Raw genomic sequence first — 15,319 nt, forward strand, 5'->3', positions numbered from 1 at the left:
AGAATGATCAACCAAGGGCTGCGGCCATGATCAGCCAGGGTCGATACAAACCGACCACAGGTTAAAGATCAAGCTAGTCGCCCGCCCGCAAGGCAGATGGCGACCTTCTCGCCCGGGGCTTATCAGCCGGCGAGACCGGGCGATGCAGACCCGGCCGATGAGCTGGACCTGGAACACCACCGGAGAACAAGGGCGGAAGTGGATGCTGCGCCACATCGCCCAAGCCGGATACCAGTGGACACCGCCTCCCCCGCTCCCGACGCCCCGCAAGGATGCTGCTGCCTGGAACCTTCGACAAGGATTACGTGTGCTGGCCGGCTGGCCCGTCCGTACCCCACCCGGTCGGCAGCCCCTTCCCCGGCAGGCCCGGATACTCAAGGCCCTCAACCGCGACCAGATGTACGCCCTGTACGAGGAGGCGGGCAGGCGACGGCTCGGGATGGGATCCGCAAGCCCCGAGTTTCGGGCACACCTGGACCCGAATACCCCGCACTACCTCTTCCCCGACCCGGCCAACTACTACTGGCCCGACAAGGACCACCCCTGGTGGGAATGCCGCGTGCTCCTACGCATGGTCGACGGCGAGCAAATCACCGGCACACTGGCTGTGCTCCCGGAAACGTTCACGGCACTGCCATCGACCGTGCCCGTAATACGGCAACGCCGACTCGCGGTGACTGCTCGGATGCTTGAGCGGGACTACTACCTCTGGTCGAGGGACCACGCCGAGGACTGCTCGCCGCAACGGTGCGGCTATCCCGCCGAGCCAACCGCGTAGTACCTCCGTCCGTCAGCGGCGAGTCGCCACATTCGCGCGGACGATGGCCCGGACGTTGATGAGGGCATCAGGCAAGGCATCCTGACTGCCGTGAGTGACGGATACATACGTCTCATCCCGACGGACGTGACCTGGCAGCCCACCCTCGAGGCCGCCGCCGCGGCCGTGGCCTACGTCGCTCGGCTGTTCTCCGGTCCTGACGACGACGTCGAACAAGTCGAACACGAGTTCTACGACAAAGTCACTCTGATCGACGCCGGCGAGAACACCACGAGGATCACGTGCTCGTGCTGCCTCGCGGAGATCGATATGGAGTGGTTCTACGATCTGATCGAGGAGAACGGCGAGAGCTTCGACAACCTGGATACGACGGTGCCGTGCTGCGCTACGGTCACCTCCCTGGTCGCGCTTCGCTACGACTGGCCGGTCGGCTTCGCCCGATTCGAGGTGTGCGCCATGAACCCGACCCGCGCGAAGTACGAACTCGATGCCCGGGAACTCGCCGACGTGGCCACCCTTCTCGGCCACCCTGTCACGCAGATCCTTGCCCACTACTGATCGGGCGGCTGCGTAGTCCCTCAAGACTTGATCGAGTGCACTGTCATGCCGCGACGCGTGCGGCAGGAACCAGGGTGACGTCTGCGGCCGAATCGGCGATGGTGATGCGGTTCGGATCGCGAACGACATGAACGACAACGAGAACTGGACGGGTGGCTTCTACGAACTCTGCCTGGTGCTCGGCGCAGCTGACGATGACAATGTCGACCGGGCCCTACGGTCCCTGTGGCGCGTTGCCGGCGTTCAGGGTTGCCATGTGCGTCGGGCCGACGGGTCCGGGTTCGCGGTGTTCGAGCTTGGCGTGGCCGCCCTCCATGCGCATGGCCGCTTGCGCGGCGCGCTGACGCTGCCCTCGGGCGCCCGCGTCGTCTGCGGTGGTTTCCTGTCCCGGTACGAGGGCCTGGATACCGTGGAGCTGTACCTACCGCTGGGCGCTTTGGCCCGAGTCGACCGCCGCATCGGCGGCTACCCCTTCGACGAATCCAGCGGCGTGGAATCGTTGACGTGCCCGGTCGACCGCCGCAAGCCAGGCTCGAAACACCACGTCATCACCGACGCGGGCGGCATCCCTCGCGCCGTCAGCCTGACCGGCGGCAACCGCCACGACGTCACCCAACTGCTGCCCCCGGTCGACAAGGTCCCACGGATCAAAGGCATCCGTGGCAGGCCCCGGCAACGGCCCGACCGGATCCACGCCGACCTTGGCTACGACTTCGACAAGTACCGCCGCGAGCTACACACGCGCGGCATCACACCCGTCATCGCCCGACGCCGCACCGGCCACGGCTCCGTCCTCGGCACCCGCCGCTGGGGCGTCGAGCAGACCATCGCCCTGCTGCACTGGTTCCGCCGCCTACGCATCCGCTGGGGAGATCCGCGACAACACCCACGAAGCATTCCTCACCCTCGCCTGCGCCATCGTGTGCTGGCGCCCGTACCCGGGTGTGGCAGCGGCGCTCGGGGGATCAGTCCGCACGGTCCAGCGTGACGGCGCTGTGCAAGGGGGTGCTCGCCCACAGTGCTTGCAGTGTGGGCGACCGCTGCAGTTCCCACTCCGCTTCACCGATCGCATGGTCTCGTTCGGGGCCGGGTGGACTGAAGTCGAACCCGGTGTTCTGCACGTCGAGCCGGTCGAGATCGGCGAGCGCGGGTGCGTCTGGGAACACCAGGTCCAGGCTCACCTGCCAGTATTCTGGCTGGTACCAGTCGGTCTCGGTCCAGGTTTCCCGCACGTCGACGGCGAACTGTCGGGTGAAGCTCAGGCTGGGGAGCTGGTCGTGCCAGCTGTACCGGCCCCACTGAACAACGAAGCCGTCGGCGTCGCTGTCCGGCCCTGGCTCCAGGCCGTCGACCGGCTGGGCCAGAAACTCGCGGAACGCCTTCCACGCCGCCTCGACGTTGTCCACCCGGTCCGGAGTCAGGCCGTGTCGGCGTAGCAGTCCAACCAGTTCTTCCGGCGAATCACGCCACGCGATACCCACGGTTCAGCCTCCCCACTCGAACCGACCGTCCGCGCGATCAGGTCGGCATGCACACGCGCACAGCACGAAGCGTCATCCTCCCGCCGAGTGTCGGAACGGGTCCAGCCGAGGTACTGCGGCGTTGCGGGGCTGACCGGATGTCCGGTCGAGGCGGGCTGCTTGCCAAGATCAGCACGGTGCCCGAGCCGGCCGGTGAGAGTGCGGCGTCGGCGCAATCTCACGAGTTGGTGAGGCTCACGCCCCGACGAGCGGCCGCCGTGACCGCTTCTTCGCGCGCCGCTCAGACGTATCCGGATCTGCCGCGGATCGGGTGCGAGATCGGCGCAAACGTGCTGGAAACAGGGGTGGCGCTCGGTCAGGTGTCGGGTTCAAGCTCGCCCTGTTTTTCCTCGCCGGTGTCGAAGAACCTCGTCAGGTAGGTCGGCGGATCCAGGTCGCTGGCTCGCAGCAGCGAGAAGACCTCTGCTCCATGCCCGGGCTCATCAAACAGCCGATACGCCTGGGAGAGTCCTACATAGTCCATGTCGGGGTGCTCCGCCGCATAGCCGAGCGCCTCGTCCTCGGCCAGTCCGATCGCCTCGTCGAAACCTGCGGCGCGCCACAGCGTCAGCCGTTCCTCGTACAACTGGCTCGCCGAGTCGGAGCCCACACGGAAGACGCAGCGGACGCAGAACCAGCCAACCTCGTCCTGCGTCTGTTCGTTCGGCTTGGTCATCGACCCATCGTCTCGCTCCGGCCCGCCGGAAGCGAGCCCACCGAGGCGACGGTGGGTCTTCCACAGAGCGCCTGCCGCGGAGATGACGTTGGTGCCCGACCGCTGTGGCGTCCGGACGTAGCCGGGGGGACGTCGCCGCAGGGCCGTGTCGGACCATCCGCTTAGGGTGTCCGGCATGTTCTTCGTGTGCCGGTGGCGGGAGGAGTCGCCGTTCAGCAAGCGGGTGGTCACCGTGCCGGACGCGACCGTGCTGGACTGGTTCCGCCGCGGCTGGGAGCACGACGACCCGCACGCATGGATCGACAGCGAGTTGGGCGGCGACGTCTACGGCTTGGAGTCGATCTTCGAGGAGGCCCGGAAGCGGCACCTGCCTCGACCGGAGTCCGTTGACGACCTGCGTGCGCTGTTGATCGGGCACCTGTGGGTGGAGGGCGACGACGAGGACACCTTCATCCGGCTCGGTGAGCACGCCCTGCGCGTGCGCACCGATGACGACGAGGTGGACCTGGCCTACTACTTCCTCGACGACGCCGCCGTTGCCGCGTCGCCTGACCGGCTCGCGTTCCTGCTGCACGACACCTGGCCCCTGCCCACCAGCGCGGCCGCCTGCGGTGCGGTCTTCAGCCCTGCGGTGCCCGTCCGTACCGTCTGGCTGGTTCCGCCCGGCCCCGGGTCCGTCTACTCGGTGCGCCTCTGCTGGCAATCACCCGATACCTACCGCAATCTGGACCTGCCGGGTGCCACCGTGTTCCCCGGCCTGGCCCTGCCGGACCTCGCCACCCATCTGCGCGACGCCGACGACCTCGACGCCCACACCTGGCCCCACGACGCCCATCTCCTGAAGGCCCTCGTCGCCCCGGAAGACAACGACGTCGGCGCGGCCCTGCGACGCTACGCCCGGCTACCCGGATACGCACCCTCGCCCGCCGGCCTCGACCACGCGCCCACACCCGACCCGAACCGTGGAGACGTAGGAGAGCCGGGAGTCGCGCAACGGCCTACCGAATCGCTGATCCGGCTCGACCCCCACGTCGCACAAGTCGCCCGATACATCGATGACTTCTTCGGGTTCGACCAATGGTTCCTCTTCGACACCCGGTGGGCAGCGGCAAACCCCGACCTGGCCCGCTCGCTGCTGCGCTACGCGACCCATTGGGACCCATTCGAAGCATGAATCTGCACGACTGTCCCGAGCCTGCCTGAAGCCGGGCCACCGCCCGCCCGCCGCATCACCTGTACAGCCCGTCCACACGCGCCTTGCCGACCAGCGCCATCCGGACATGCCGCCGACCCCGCCCCTGACGCCAGTTCCGTCCGACGCCCCCCCCGCCCCGTCCGGTGTCCCGCCGGCTGGTGGGCGCGTCGGCGATTATCGACATATGGATGAGGTACCGAATGACGTGGAGCTGCAGATTTGCGAGGTTCGCGGCTCTGGTGAGACCGGGGCGACTGTGACCGTATGAAACCTCCGCGGCCCGGTCTTCCGCGGCGCCCGATTTCACCGAGTCAGCGACTCGGCGGAACCCATCGATCTCAAGCTGACTCACATCCTCTGATACCACCGAACGGTCGATGAAGTTTCATCTGGTCACACGGCCCTGGTCACACTTCGCGGGTCAGGCGCGCGATCACTCTTCGGTCCCCCGCCAGAACCTCCTGGCAGCGCATCGAGGGCCGCAACCCCGCGGAGGCGCGGTTGCGCGAATGACGTATCGCACGAGCAACGGCCACGCCGGCGGAGGCCAACCCGAAAATAACGCAGCCAACGAGTTGGTCGGGAGCCACGACTACATGCTGCCCGGCGTAGGGCTTCCCGCGTGCCCCCGATGTCGCAGGCCGCGCTTGAGGTAATCGTGTGTACGGATCTGGCCGAGCTGCGGTCGTACCACGAGTCAATAGGTAGCCGCTGTCCGCTCGGATGGGCTTGAGGACGCCTCACCAACGGGCAAGACGCCCTCCGGACTCGGCCCGCTGGGGATAGCGGCCTTCAGTACGTCAGGGTGTTGCCGAACGGCCATGCGAACGGCCGGACGAGCGGCAGCCATCGCGTCAGCACCCCGACGGGCAGCTCCTGCAGCTCGCCGCCGACTTCGAGGAAGCCTCGGATAAGCCGGGCCTCGGACGGGGGCACCTTCTGCGCGGAGAGGAAGGCGCCCACGGTGGTGGGGTCGTCGGCCGCGATGAGGTCGAGCGCGAGGGGCATCCGGTTGGGCAGCCCGAGCGCAAGCGCGACAACGGTGATGAGCTGAGCGGAGGCACCGGGCTCGGCCAGGAGCCTGCTATGCGATTCGTCCATCATCGTGCGGGCCCGGATCACGCGGTAGACGTTGAGGAAGCGTTTCGTCCGTCGCGGTGACGTGCCGACCAGCGGCGCGACCGCAGCGAGCAGGGCCAGCTCCGGGTCGTCGAGCACGAGCGCGTTGACGGCCGCCAGCTGCATGTCCGCGGGCCGGTTCACGGCCGGTCGGCCGGTGGAATCGGACCGCGCCGCGCCTGGCGCGGCCCGGGAGGGCTCGGCAGCGTCGGCGGGCGCCCGCTCGGCCGCGGGTTGGTCCGGCCCAGTCGTCTGGCTGGCGACGGCCGCGTTGATCAGCAACGCGGCGCACCGGTCGACGGTCATGTCGGGCAGGCCGTAGCCGAGCTGGAAGATCTTGTCGAGGTAGTCGGTGGCCGTCGTCGCGGTCGACGCGTCCTCGCCGGACTCCAGCAGCACCGAATGCTCCTCGCGCAGCGACCGGATGAGCCACCGCGCATCGACGCCGACCACCACGACGAACAGGGGCAGGGCCAGCAGCAGGTGAACCGCCTCCAGGACCCTGACCACCGTCGTCGGCGAGCACCGGTCGAGGTCGTCGATGTAGAGAACGATCCGGTCGACCGGTCTTGCATCGCCGGCGCTGTCGAGGGCGGTCGTGAAGTAGGAGTTCAGGTCCTCCAGGTCGCGGTGAGCCTGCGCCACGACGCCGAGGTACTGCCGGTAGTCGGCGCTGTTCACCCGCTCGGCCAGGTAGTGCTCCAGCAGCCGCGGCCCGTGGAGCTGGTCGAGCTCGGCGGTGGCCTCGGCGACGCGCGCCTGGGCCTCGGCCAGCTGGGCCAGGGCACCGTCGCGCTGGTCCTCGATCTCGCGGAGCTCCCGTTCGGCCGCCTCGCACTTGCTCTGGTGCTCGCGATCGAGCGCGGCGACACGTTCGTCGACCAGACGCTGCACCGCCTCGGCGGGCCGGAGCAGCCGGCGGGCGAGATCCGTCTGTCGCCGCAGCCAGGCCGCGCCTCCGGCGGCCAAGGCACCCAGCTCGGAAATCCGGAGGATGACGGGGGACAGCCACGTCGTCCGGCCGTCGAGCAGCGCCGCGATGCCCAGGCCTGCCGCCGCGACGAGCGCGGCCGCGACCAGCCCCAGGAACAGCGGTGTCTGCCACCAACGTCCGGCGGTTGCGAGCGCCCAGCCGCGCCCGGCGAGCTGCCGCACCTCCGCAGCGGCGTCGGCGAGTTCGCGAGCACTGTCCCCGGCTTTCTGTAGTCCGAGCGTCTGTCTGGCCTCGTCGAACTGTCCGCGGACCTCGGTATCGAGCGTGAACGCCTTCCAGGAGTCCTTGAGGGTGGCCTGCTTCGCCTTGTTCCGGGCTTCTTGGTAATCGATCTTGAGCTGCTTGAGTCGATCGGCCGCGACATCGGCGGTCGCCTGGGCCGCCTGTACTTTGGCCTGCGCTTCGGCCTTCGCCTCAGTCACCGCCGTGATCTTGGACATGGCGGCGTCGAGCCGTTTCTCGGCCGCCGGGCCGTCGCCGTGCAGGGATGAGAAGATCCGATGGATGAGGCTTGCCCACAGGTTTCCCTCGGCGTAGTGCCATGCGTTGAACCAGACACTCTCGACCTTGCGGCACAGCCCTGGCAGCTCATCGTCGGCCAATGCCTTGACCTCGCGCTCAAGGGTGCGCATAAAGAATGTCTTGCCGCTGCCCCACTTGCCGTACACGCCGAAGGCCAGCGGCGGTTTCAGGCTCCGCGATGCCAGCAGCACCGCCACCGCGTCGGAGTCGGCCTTGATTCCGAGCATGTCGCGCGTGAGCCCATGCTCGCCGGCGAACCCCGGCACAATCCACCGCGGTGCGATGGCCGGCAGCTCAACAGCCCCGTCGTCGAACTGCTCGCCGACACCGCTGTCGGTCTGCTCCACCGCGGCGTTGCGGGCAATGGCGAGATCGCGAACGGTCCCCCTGTTGACCTGTTCGGGCTGTGGAAAGTCTTTGGCCTTCGCCGCCTGAACAAGCTCCTGATACAGGAGGTCCAGGGTTAGCAGCTCCGGACCGCCGGGGACACCGTCGGTCAAGAGCCGAAGCAGCTCACCGGTGAAGGCGGTGTGCCGGCTCCCCGGCTGGGCGATGGCCAGCCGGTTGCCACTGGTGGCGGTCAGCGTGTAGGTGCCTTCGATCGCGGTCAGTGCTCCCAGCGGAGCCTCGCTCGCCATCACCCCTTCGAGTGCCCGGCCGCTGTAGCACGCATCGATGATGAGAACCTTGTTCGCGGCGGTCGAATCAAGCAGCGCCTCTCTGACGGCGTTGAACGCCAACGCGGTCACCCGCAGCTCCTCCGGGTCAACGTCCGGCAGCCCCAGATACAGCTCACCCCGGTGACCGAGCCAACCGTGCCCCGCGATGTACACCAGCAGCGTGTCCTCGGTGCTCCGAACCTGCCGGCGCAACGCCCGCTGCACGGTGAGTGCCGAGTCCGGATTCAGCAGCTGCACGCAGGTACGCTGATCGAAGCCGCCCGCATCGCCGGTGAGCGCATCCGCCAGATCGGCGACGTTGTTCGCGACCCCAGGCAGGTCGGGCAGGTGCTCGGACCGATACTGGGCCGAGCCGATGAGGAGCAGCGAGGACCGTGCTCGGTCGGGCAGACGCATCGACGCTCCGGCGGATCGATCGGCAGGATCCATCGAACGTAACCTGCCGATTGCGCACGATCGATCCACCACGCGGACCTCAGTTACGGCCCGTGTTGCCGGCGAGTACTACCGTTGTAGCGGGTTGGCGACCATCTGCCCACGGCAGGCACTGATTGGGCCGGACTCCCCCAGAGCGGGCATATCGACCACCAGGTTTCTGGCGACCTCTCTACAAATTCGGGGCGGTTCACCCGGGCGCGCGGACCCGGATCTGCGAGCCCAGCGTGAGCTGCGGAGGGAGGCCGCTGCGTCCGCAGTCGCCGACGGAGCCGTAGTGGCGGATCCCGCCTGTGTACGTCTGTGTACCTGGCTCTGTATTGAAACTCTCGTACACCGACACCAGCTGTTGGGCCTGCGCAACTCGCCGGGGAGGTCCCGCGCGGAGGCGCTCGCCATCGAAGGTGGCGTAGGCAACGTCGAGCATGCCCCTGGTGTGGTGCCAGGTTCAGTGGTGAATGGGATTGCTCCGGTGTCGTCGTGCCTGCCAGGATGCCCGCCATGTCGATCGCCGAGACCTCTGCTGAGGATGCTCTGGTCGCGTTGCACACGTCGCTGGATGAGCGGCGTCGGCCGGAGGAGGTCGCGCATCTGGTGTTGCGGGTGGTGGGCGGCCAGTTGGGGCTTCGGGACCGGATGACGTTGGGGCGGGCGGCTCGTGCGGCGTCGCGGTGGAACGGGTGGAGTTCGATGTCGACGGACTTCGCGCGGCCGGTGGGAGGTGCCCGTCAGATCGACGCCGCGGCGCGGCTGTTCGAGCTGCCGCGGGACGGCATCGACCCGGACGATCCTGTTTCGCTGCTGGATTTTTCGGCCCGCCTGAGCGAATCGTTGGGTGCCGTCGATCCGGCCCGGCTGGATTTTCTGCGTGATCGGTTGAACCGGGAGGGCCGGGCCGCGGCCGGGATCGAGTTGTCGAAGCGGCAGTACAACCGGCGGTTCCGGGTGACGCAGCGGCTGTCGGCGAAGGCTGACAGGTTGGCGGTCGAGCAGACCAAGCGGCGTTTGACGATGGTCGCGCGGGCCGGGTTCGCGGGGAGCATCGAGCGGGGTGCGTTTGTGGCTGATCCGTGGGCGGGGTGCTTCGTGGCGTATATGACGGCCAAGCGTAAGTTGCGGCGGGAGTTCACGCTGTCAGGGCGGGACAACCCGTACGACGGCATTGCCGACCTGCTGTTCAAGCACTGCACCGCCAGCCCGGCGACGGACTGGTGGATGATCGCCCAGGCCCATCCGACGCCGGCGGTGCTCGCCCGGCTGACCGACGCGCAGCGTGGTGAGCTGCTGGGCCGGTGGTGGGCGACGATGCGCCAGGTCGCGTTTTTGCTCAAGCGGGTGTGGGTGGCCAGCGAGTTCGATCGGGCCACCATGATCGTGAGGCGGGGTAACGACTCGTCGACGTGGAACCTGTTGTGCGGCGCGTACAACGCCGCGCGGGCGGCGTGGATCGCGGCGCTGGACGCCTCCGGCACCCTTGGGCTGCTGGATGCGTCCTGCCCAGGCAAGGCGATGATGCTGATCGCGGCGGACCTGGCGGCGTGGCACCGGTCGACCGGCGGCGGCTTGCACCCCGACGTGGGCGTGTGGGCTCGGCTGCCGCTGCCGTGGGATGTGCTCGACGGCACCGCCGCCTGCACCCGTACGGATGTGGAGGCGGCATGCGCCGATGGTGGCGTCGACCCGGTCACGTCGGGTTGGACAGGGCCCAAGCCACTGTCAGCCGTCGGGGTGTTCCGGCCCACGCCCGAGTTGGTGCATGGGGTGTCGATCGTCGACCCGGTGTGGGCGTCGATGCTGCGTGCCGGCGGGGCGTTCTCCGGCAAGACGATCAAGGGCGGCTTGGAGCAGTCGCTGATCCCGGGTGACGTCGTGGTCAGCGAGCTGCCGTAACGGGGTGGACACGTCGAGCCGTGATCGGGCAGCATGATCGCGCCCGTCGTAGCTCAGTGGTAGAGCGCCCGGCTCCGGCCCGGGTGGACGCTGGTTCGAGCCCGGTCGGCGAGGCCTGTGGAGATCCGTTGTAGCTCAGCGGTAGAGCACCCGGCTAGGGACCGGGAGGACGCCGGTTCGAGCCCGGTCAACGGATCTCCCGGCCTTACCATCTGAGGCGCTGGAGAGAAGCGTGGAAAATGCACGTCAACGGCGAGTCGAGGCGGCAGGCCCCTCGGCGAGTAGCCGGTGGAGCTCCACCTGAGCGCACTACGCCTCTTCCTGACCGGCGACCTGGACCTGTGTCGATGCATACTGCCAGGCCTCATCCTGGACACAGACGTACCCCAGCCAGATGCGGGACCACGTTGCTCAGGCCGGGCAGACCGCTCGCACCTCAAACGACGACTACCTCCGGCATCGACTGGAGATCCAGGTCGTGCCCGAGCCATGACCTGGACCGGAGGACGAGACGATGACGGTTGACTGGAGCCGGCTCGGGCACGCATACGGCCGGGCGACCGACACCCCGGGGCACCTGGTCGCGCTGGAGTTCGGTGATGCCGAGGCCCGGGAGGCCGCGCTGGATCACCTTGACATGGCGGTGCTGCATCAGGGTTTCCCGGAGACCGCGACCGCGCCGGCAGTTCGGGCCGTGACCGCGCTGCTCGCCGAGAAGCGAGCCCACCCGGACACCGTCGAATCGCTTCTAGAGTTCCTCGGCGACGCGGCTATGAGCGTGACCCACCTCGCCGACGATCGCGACTTCGCCAAGATACTGCCGGACCTCGCCGATGCCGTGGCGCAGGCGTACCCGGTAGTGCTTCCGCTGCTCGCGGCGTCCCCGCCAGATCGGGCGCTGTTCCGCGCGGAGAATCTCGTGGCGATCGCGCGGATGCAGTCCCTGGCGGACCGACGGGAGGAACTGGCCGCGCTCGTGCTCGAGTGGTCGGAACGCGGCGCCGGGCCGCAGGCAGAGTGGATGCACTGCCTCGGCCAACTCGGCGTTGACCTCCGCGACCGGCTCTCCGACCCGAACCCAGCGGTCCGGCTCCGGGCCGCGCTGGCTCACGAGGACGACCCACACGCCCGTGAGCTGATCCTGGCCGCGCTGGCTGAGCCACCACCTGCGGGGGTTCACCAGTTCGCTCTCGTCGGCGCGGCGATCCGCGTGGCCGCTGACTTCGACGAGATCGCCACGGCTGCCTGCCAGGCGGCCAGTCGGGACAGTTGGGCCGGCTTCGACGACGGCTGGGGCGCGTTGGTGCGGTTCGCGTTCCCCAAGCCGTACGCGACGCACCGGCCCCTTACTGAACCGCAACGCGCGCTGGTTCGGGCGCTGGTAACAAACGATCAGCTCTGGGACCCGATGAACGGGAGCTGCCAGCTCGTCTTCAAGCAGGCCGGATTACCGCCCAGCCGGAGTGCGTGCCGCCGGCTCACTGAATGAGCGCATTTCAAGATCAGACGTCCGCTTCTGACGCCGACCGGGCGTCACAGAACGTGAGGGACGGCGGCGTCCAGCGTGCGGTGATGCCCATGACAGTGCTACTCGCCGGCGCTACTCGCCGGCCGCGGCGTCCTTTCGTCGGGGGTCGGTGGATGTCCCGCGGCCGGCGGTCCGTTGTCATGTTCTGCCTTGGGGAGGCTGGCGTCGCCGCTGGCGATGAGCTGTCGAGCGAGTCTGGGTGGGAGGTGGGGGTTGTGGGCGGCGGCTTCGGCCAGCTGTGGGTCGGGGTCGTGGAGCAGCCTGGTGATCTCTGGCAGTGGCAGTGCCGGGTTGGCTGCCACGAGGTGGCGCGTGGTGTGGTCGTCGTGGGTTGCCAGCTGGGTGGCAGCGGTGGCTGGCAGGTTCCGGCTGGTGGCGGCGACCCGGCGGAGGTCGTCGTTGCCGGAGGCTGCGAACTCGGCGAGGGCGTGTGCGGGCATGTTGGGATGGTTGACGAGGTTCCAGCGTGCGTGGCCGGCACGGCGGATGAGGTCGGGAAGGATGTCTGCGGGGGCCTCGGGATGGTTCTCGGCTAGCAAGAGCCGCACGCTGTAGTCCTCGTCGGCGGCTAGCCTCGCGACGGCCCAGGTGGGTAGGTCTGGCGAGAAGGCCACCGCTCGGCGGCAGAAGACGAACCGGGAGTCGACATGTTTCAGGCGTTCGGCGAGCGTCGAACGGTGTGGGAGCAGCCAGTCGGCGACGTGGTAGTCGCGGGTGTCCACGCTTGCCGCGATTTGCTCGCGTGCCTCGTCGGGCAGGTCCGGGTGCAGCATCGCCGCCGCGCGGACGTCTTCGTCCGGATCCCGGCCCAACCGCAGGACCATCGCGAGCGGGGTATGGCGATTTCGTGCCGCCGCTTCGCGGACGGCAGGATTCGGATCGGTGACGAGGACGGCGGCATCCTCGGAATTCAGCGGTGCTTGTTCGGCAGCCTCCTGGCGGGTTTCGGGATCGGCGAGCAGTTGAGTCACGAGGTCGGGTGGTGGTGTCATTGCGAGGAGGGCGCCGCGGCGCACCTCAGCGTCCGAGTCGGCCAACAGCGCTCGTGCAACGACATCCGGCAGCGGCCTCCAGGACTGGGCCACAGCCCGCCTGACCGGGACAGAAGGGTCCGCTGCCAGGTGTAGCCCCACTTGCATTGCTGGATTGGGCCGGTACGCGAGCGCGTGACGCACCTGGTCGTCGGGGTCATGGGCAAGCGCCCGTTGGGCCGCCTCCGGTAATGGCAGGTCCACCGTGGTCCGGAAGTCGCGGCTGTGGCCCCGCGCCAGCGCGCAACGTACCTGCCGATCGGGATCGGCGACCAGCACGGACCACACGTGCATGGCGGCGACTGGATTGCGCGCCAGCGACCGTCGTAGCGTCGGATCTGCGCGCCGAGCCAGTGCCATGGCCGCCGCGCGGGTCAAGTCTTCTCGCTCGGCTAGCGCCACCAGGGTCAGCAGATCGAAACTGTCCAGCAAGGGCCGGAGCAATGCCATGTCCAACGCGGCGTTCGCCGCCAGACCACGGAGCACCGCAACCATGGCGGGTGGCGTGACTTCCGAGATCACCACAGCTCCCCGCGAAACGGTCGGCCTCGTACTTGGCCAGACGGACGACATCGCACTGCGGCATCCTACTGAGCTTCCCCCGTCGCGCCCTGCGGCAAGAAGTCCATCCCCTGCGAAGAACCGATCACAGCCACTTACCTGTGCACTCGCTCCTGTACGCCGACAGCTCCTTGCGTTTGCGGTCCACCCATGTCCTGTGCCACACGAAGCGACCCCGTCGTGGGCGAATTCGGTCCCGCCGCTATGTAGGACTTGGATCAATGACATCGCACAGTCTGGATGGCACCGGACAGCGCATCGTCAAGCGGCGGCAACGTGAGTCGCTGTCTGGTCTTGTCAGGGCGTGACAGGCGTGTGGTGGGTTCGATCGGCCTGACAGTCGAGATCTGGGCGGTGCATGTCATCCACGGCATGCCCGCCCGGTGGGGACCATTTCCTTCCGGCGGGGCCCCAGGGTCCGGCGTGGCTGGCGCGGCGTACTGACACCGCAGCCCCTTCGCATCACGTAAGGGAGAGCGCCCCCAACCGGACCTCACCGGTCCTTCGCTCTGGTCCTCACCGCGGCGGCCCCGCAGATCCCTTGTGGAGCGCTTCATGCACACAACGCTGTCCGTTCTGTCTGACCTCGCCGCCGCGCCGCAGCCGTTGGCGGTCAACAGCATCAACCAGGTCATTGCCAACATCACCGGTTGGGTCATGGGCATCATCGCGTTGGTCGCGACGATGTTCCTGGTCATCGGTGGCCTGCGCTACATGGCCGCCGGCGGCGACCCGGCGCAGGTCGAGCAGGCCAAGGGCAACTTCAAGTCCGCCCTTGTCGGATACGCCCTGGCGGTGCTGGCCCCGGTGATCCTGCAGGTGTTGCAGGGCATCCTCGGCGGCTGACATGTCAACCATGATGATCAACGGGCTGATGGAGGCCCTGGTCGGCTGGCTGGCCGAGACGGTCAACGATCTTCTCGGCGGGCTGCTGGCCTTCCTCACATCGTCGATCTTCGTCTCGCCGGACGTCACCGTCCTGCCGCATGTGCGCTCGATCGCCGGCAACAGTGCGCTGGTCGTCAGCGCCTGCTTCGTCCTCGCGGTCATCGCCGCCGGTATCGCCGTGATGCTCGGTGATTCCGTCGAAACCCAGTACCACGTCAAGCAGCTGGTACCCCGGCTCGTGGTCGGGTTTGTGCTCTCCGCGTTCGCGGTCCCGCTGACCGGCGTGCTCATCAGGGTTGCCAACGCCTTGACGGTGGCGATGGCCGGTGAGTCCGCACCGACCATCGAGGCCATCGCCTTCATCCGCGCGCGGGTCGCGTCGGCGATGACCGATCCGAGCAACGCCCTGCTGATCGCCGTTATCGGGCTGCTGATCGTGGTGCTGATGTTCATGCTCGTCGGCACCTGGCTCGTACGAATCGGGATGCTGGTCATCCTGGCGGGCATCGCGCCGGTGGCGCTGGCTTGCTATGCCACCCCGTGGACGCAGGGCGCCGCCACGCTGTGGTGGCGGACCCTGCTGGGGTGCCTGGCCACACCCACGTTGCAGGCGGTCGCGTTCTCGGCGGGCATCAACCTGCTGGTCGACCCGGAATCGAACCTGCCGATCCTGCTCGGCCTACGCGGCTCGGACACCCTCAACCTGCTGATGGTGATCGTGGTCCTGTGGACCACGGTCAAGATCCCGAACCTGATGCGGCGGTTCGTTACCCAGCAGGGCCGCGCTCCGAACATCACCGGACTCATCCTGCGCACCGTCGCCGTCCAAGGAATGACTCGCGGCCTGGGCGGTCGTACGCCAACGCCGGTGCGGCCAACCCGGTCGACATGAGTTCCCGCGCCCACCGCCACTACCGCCGGATGCGCACCGTCTACCTCAACCG

The 15,319-nt window shown here is 68.1% G+C and carries 11 protein-coding genes, 1 tRNA gene and 1 pseudogene; 9 read left to right on the forward strand and 4 right to left on the reverse strand.

From position 1 onward, the window contains the following. Positions 1-307 precede the first annotated feature (307 nt). The 3 genes and pseudogenes from FF096_RS23830 to FF096_RS26865 form a co-directional block, all read left to right on the forward strand. On the forward strand, positions 308-778 hold the full coding sequence (locus tag FF096_RS23830; RefSeq protein WP_155221803.1) for a hypothetical protein: 471 nt from the start codon (positions 308-310) through the stop codon (positions 776-778). A gap of 90 nt (positions 779-868) precedes the next feature. After that, complete coding sequence (locus tag FF096_RS23835; protein WP_155221804.1) at positions 869-1,336, forward strand: hypothetical protein; 468 nt, start codon at positions 869-871, stop codon at positions 1,334-1,336. A gap of 508 nt (positions 1,337-1,844) precedes the next feature. Then, positions 1,845-2,268: pseudogene (locus tag FF096_RS26865) on the forward strand (IS5 family transposase); the annotation flags it as partial. 33 nt (positions 2,269-2,301) lie between these two features. Here FF096_RS26865 and FF096_RS23845 read toward each other — a convergent pair. Both FF096_RS23845 and FF096_RS23850 read right to left on the reverse strand, forming a co-directional pair. Continuing rightward, positions 2,302-2,742: a hypothetical protein gene (locus tag FF096_RS23845; protein ID WP_155221806.1), complete on the reverse strand. Its 441-nt coding sequence runs from the start codon at positions 2,740-2,742 to the stop codon at positions 2,302-2,304. A gap of 430 nt (positions 2,743-3,172) precedes the next feature. Then, complete coding sequence (locus tag FF096_RS23850) at positions 3,173-3,532, reverse strand: hypothetical protein (protein WP_155221807.1); 360 nt, start codon at positions 3,530-3,532, stop codon at positions 3,173-3,175. A gap of 175 nt (positions 3,533-3,707) precedes the next feature. On the opposite strand from FF096_RS23850, the gene FF096_RS23855 reads away from it, so the two are divergent. Then, complete coding sequence (locus FF096_RS23855) at positions 3,708-4,706, forward strand: hypothetical protein (protein WP_155221808.1); 999 nt, start codon at positions 3,708-3,710, stop codon at positions 4,704-4,706. Positions 4,707-5,519: 813 nt separating this feature from the next. Here the strand turns inward: FF096_RS23855 and FF096_RS23860 are convergent. After that, complete coding sequence (locus tag FF096_RS23860; RefSeq protein WP_155221809.1) at positions 5,520-8,471, reverse strand: P-loop NTPase fold protein; 2,952 nt, start codon at positions 8,469-8,471, stop codon at positions 5,520-5,522. Positions 8,472-8,978: 507 nt separating this feature from the next. Between FF096_RS23860 and FF096_RS23865 the strand changes: the two genes are divergently transcribed. From FF096_RS23865 to FF096_RS23875, 3 genes are all read left to right on the forward strand, one after another. Then, a complete protein-coding gene (locus FF096_RS23865; protein ID WP_230462900.1) occupies positions 8,979-10,367 on the forward strand; it encodes a hypothetical protein in 1,389 nt (462 codons plus the stop codon). Between the two features lie 124 nt (positions 10,368-10,491). After that, a tRNA-Pro gene (locus FF096_RS23870) sits at positions 10,492-10,563 on the forward strand. A gap of 318 nt (positions 10,564-10,881) precedes the next feature. Beyond that, the gene (locus FF096_RS23875; RefSeq protein WP_155221810.1) at positions 10,882-11,856 is read left to right on the forward strand and encodes a hypothetical protein; all 975 of its coding nucleotides are present in this window, start codon (positions 10,882-10,884) and stop codon (positions 11,854-11,856) included. Between the two features lie 98 nt (positions 11,857-11,954). On the opposite strand, the gene FF096_RS27375 is transcribed toward FF096_RS23875, so the two are convergent. Then, positions 11,955-13,448: a hypothetical protein gene (locus FF096_RS27375; protein ID WP_196222620.1), complete on the reverse strand. Its 1,494-nt coding sequence runs from the start codon at positions 13,446-13,448 to the stop codon at positions 11,955-11,957. A gap of 594 nt (positions 13,449-14,042) precedes the next feature. Between FF096_RS27375 and FF096_RS23885 the strand changes: the two genes are divergently transcribed. Together FF096_RS23885 and FF096_RS23890 are read left to right on the forward strand one after the other, a co-directional pair. Continuing rightward, entirely contained in the window at positions 14,043-14,333 is a 291-nt protein-coding gene (locus FF096_RS23885) for a pilin (RefSeq protein WP_155221812.1), read from the forward strand. 1 nt (position 14,334) lies between these two features. Further along, the gene (locus FF096_RS23890) at positions 14,335-15,267 is read left to right on the forward strand and encodes a conjugal transfer protein TrbL family protein (RefSeq protein WP_230462901.1); all 933 of its coding nucleotides are present in this window, start codon (positions 14,335-14,337) and stop codon (positions 15,265-15,267) included. Positions 15,268-15,319 lie beyond the last annotated feature (52 nt).

It is taken from the genome of Micromonospora sp. CP22 (assembly GCF_009712475.1).
GTDB lineage: Bacteria > Actinomycetota > Actinomycetes > Mycobacteriales > Micromonosporaceae > Micromonospora.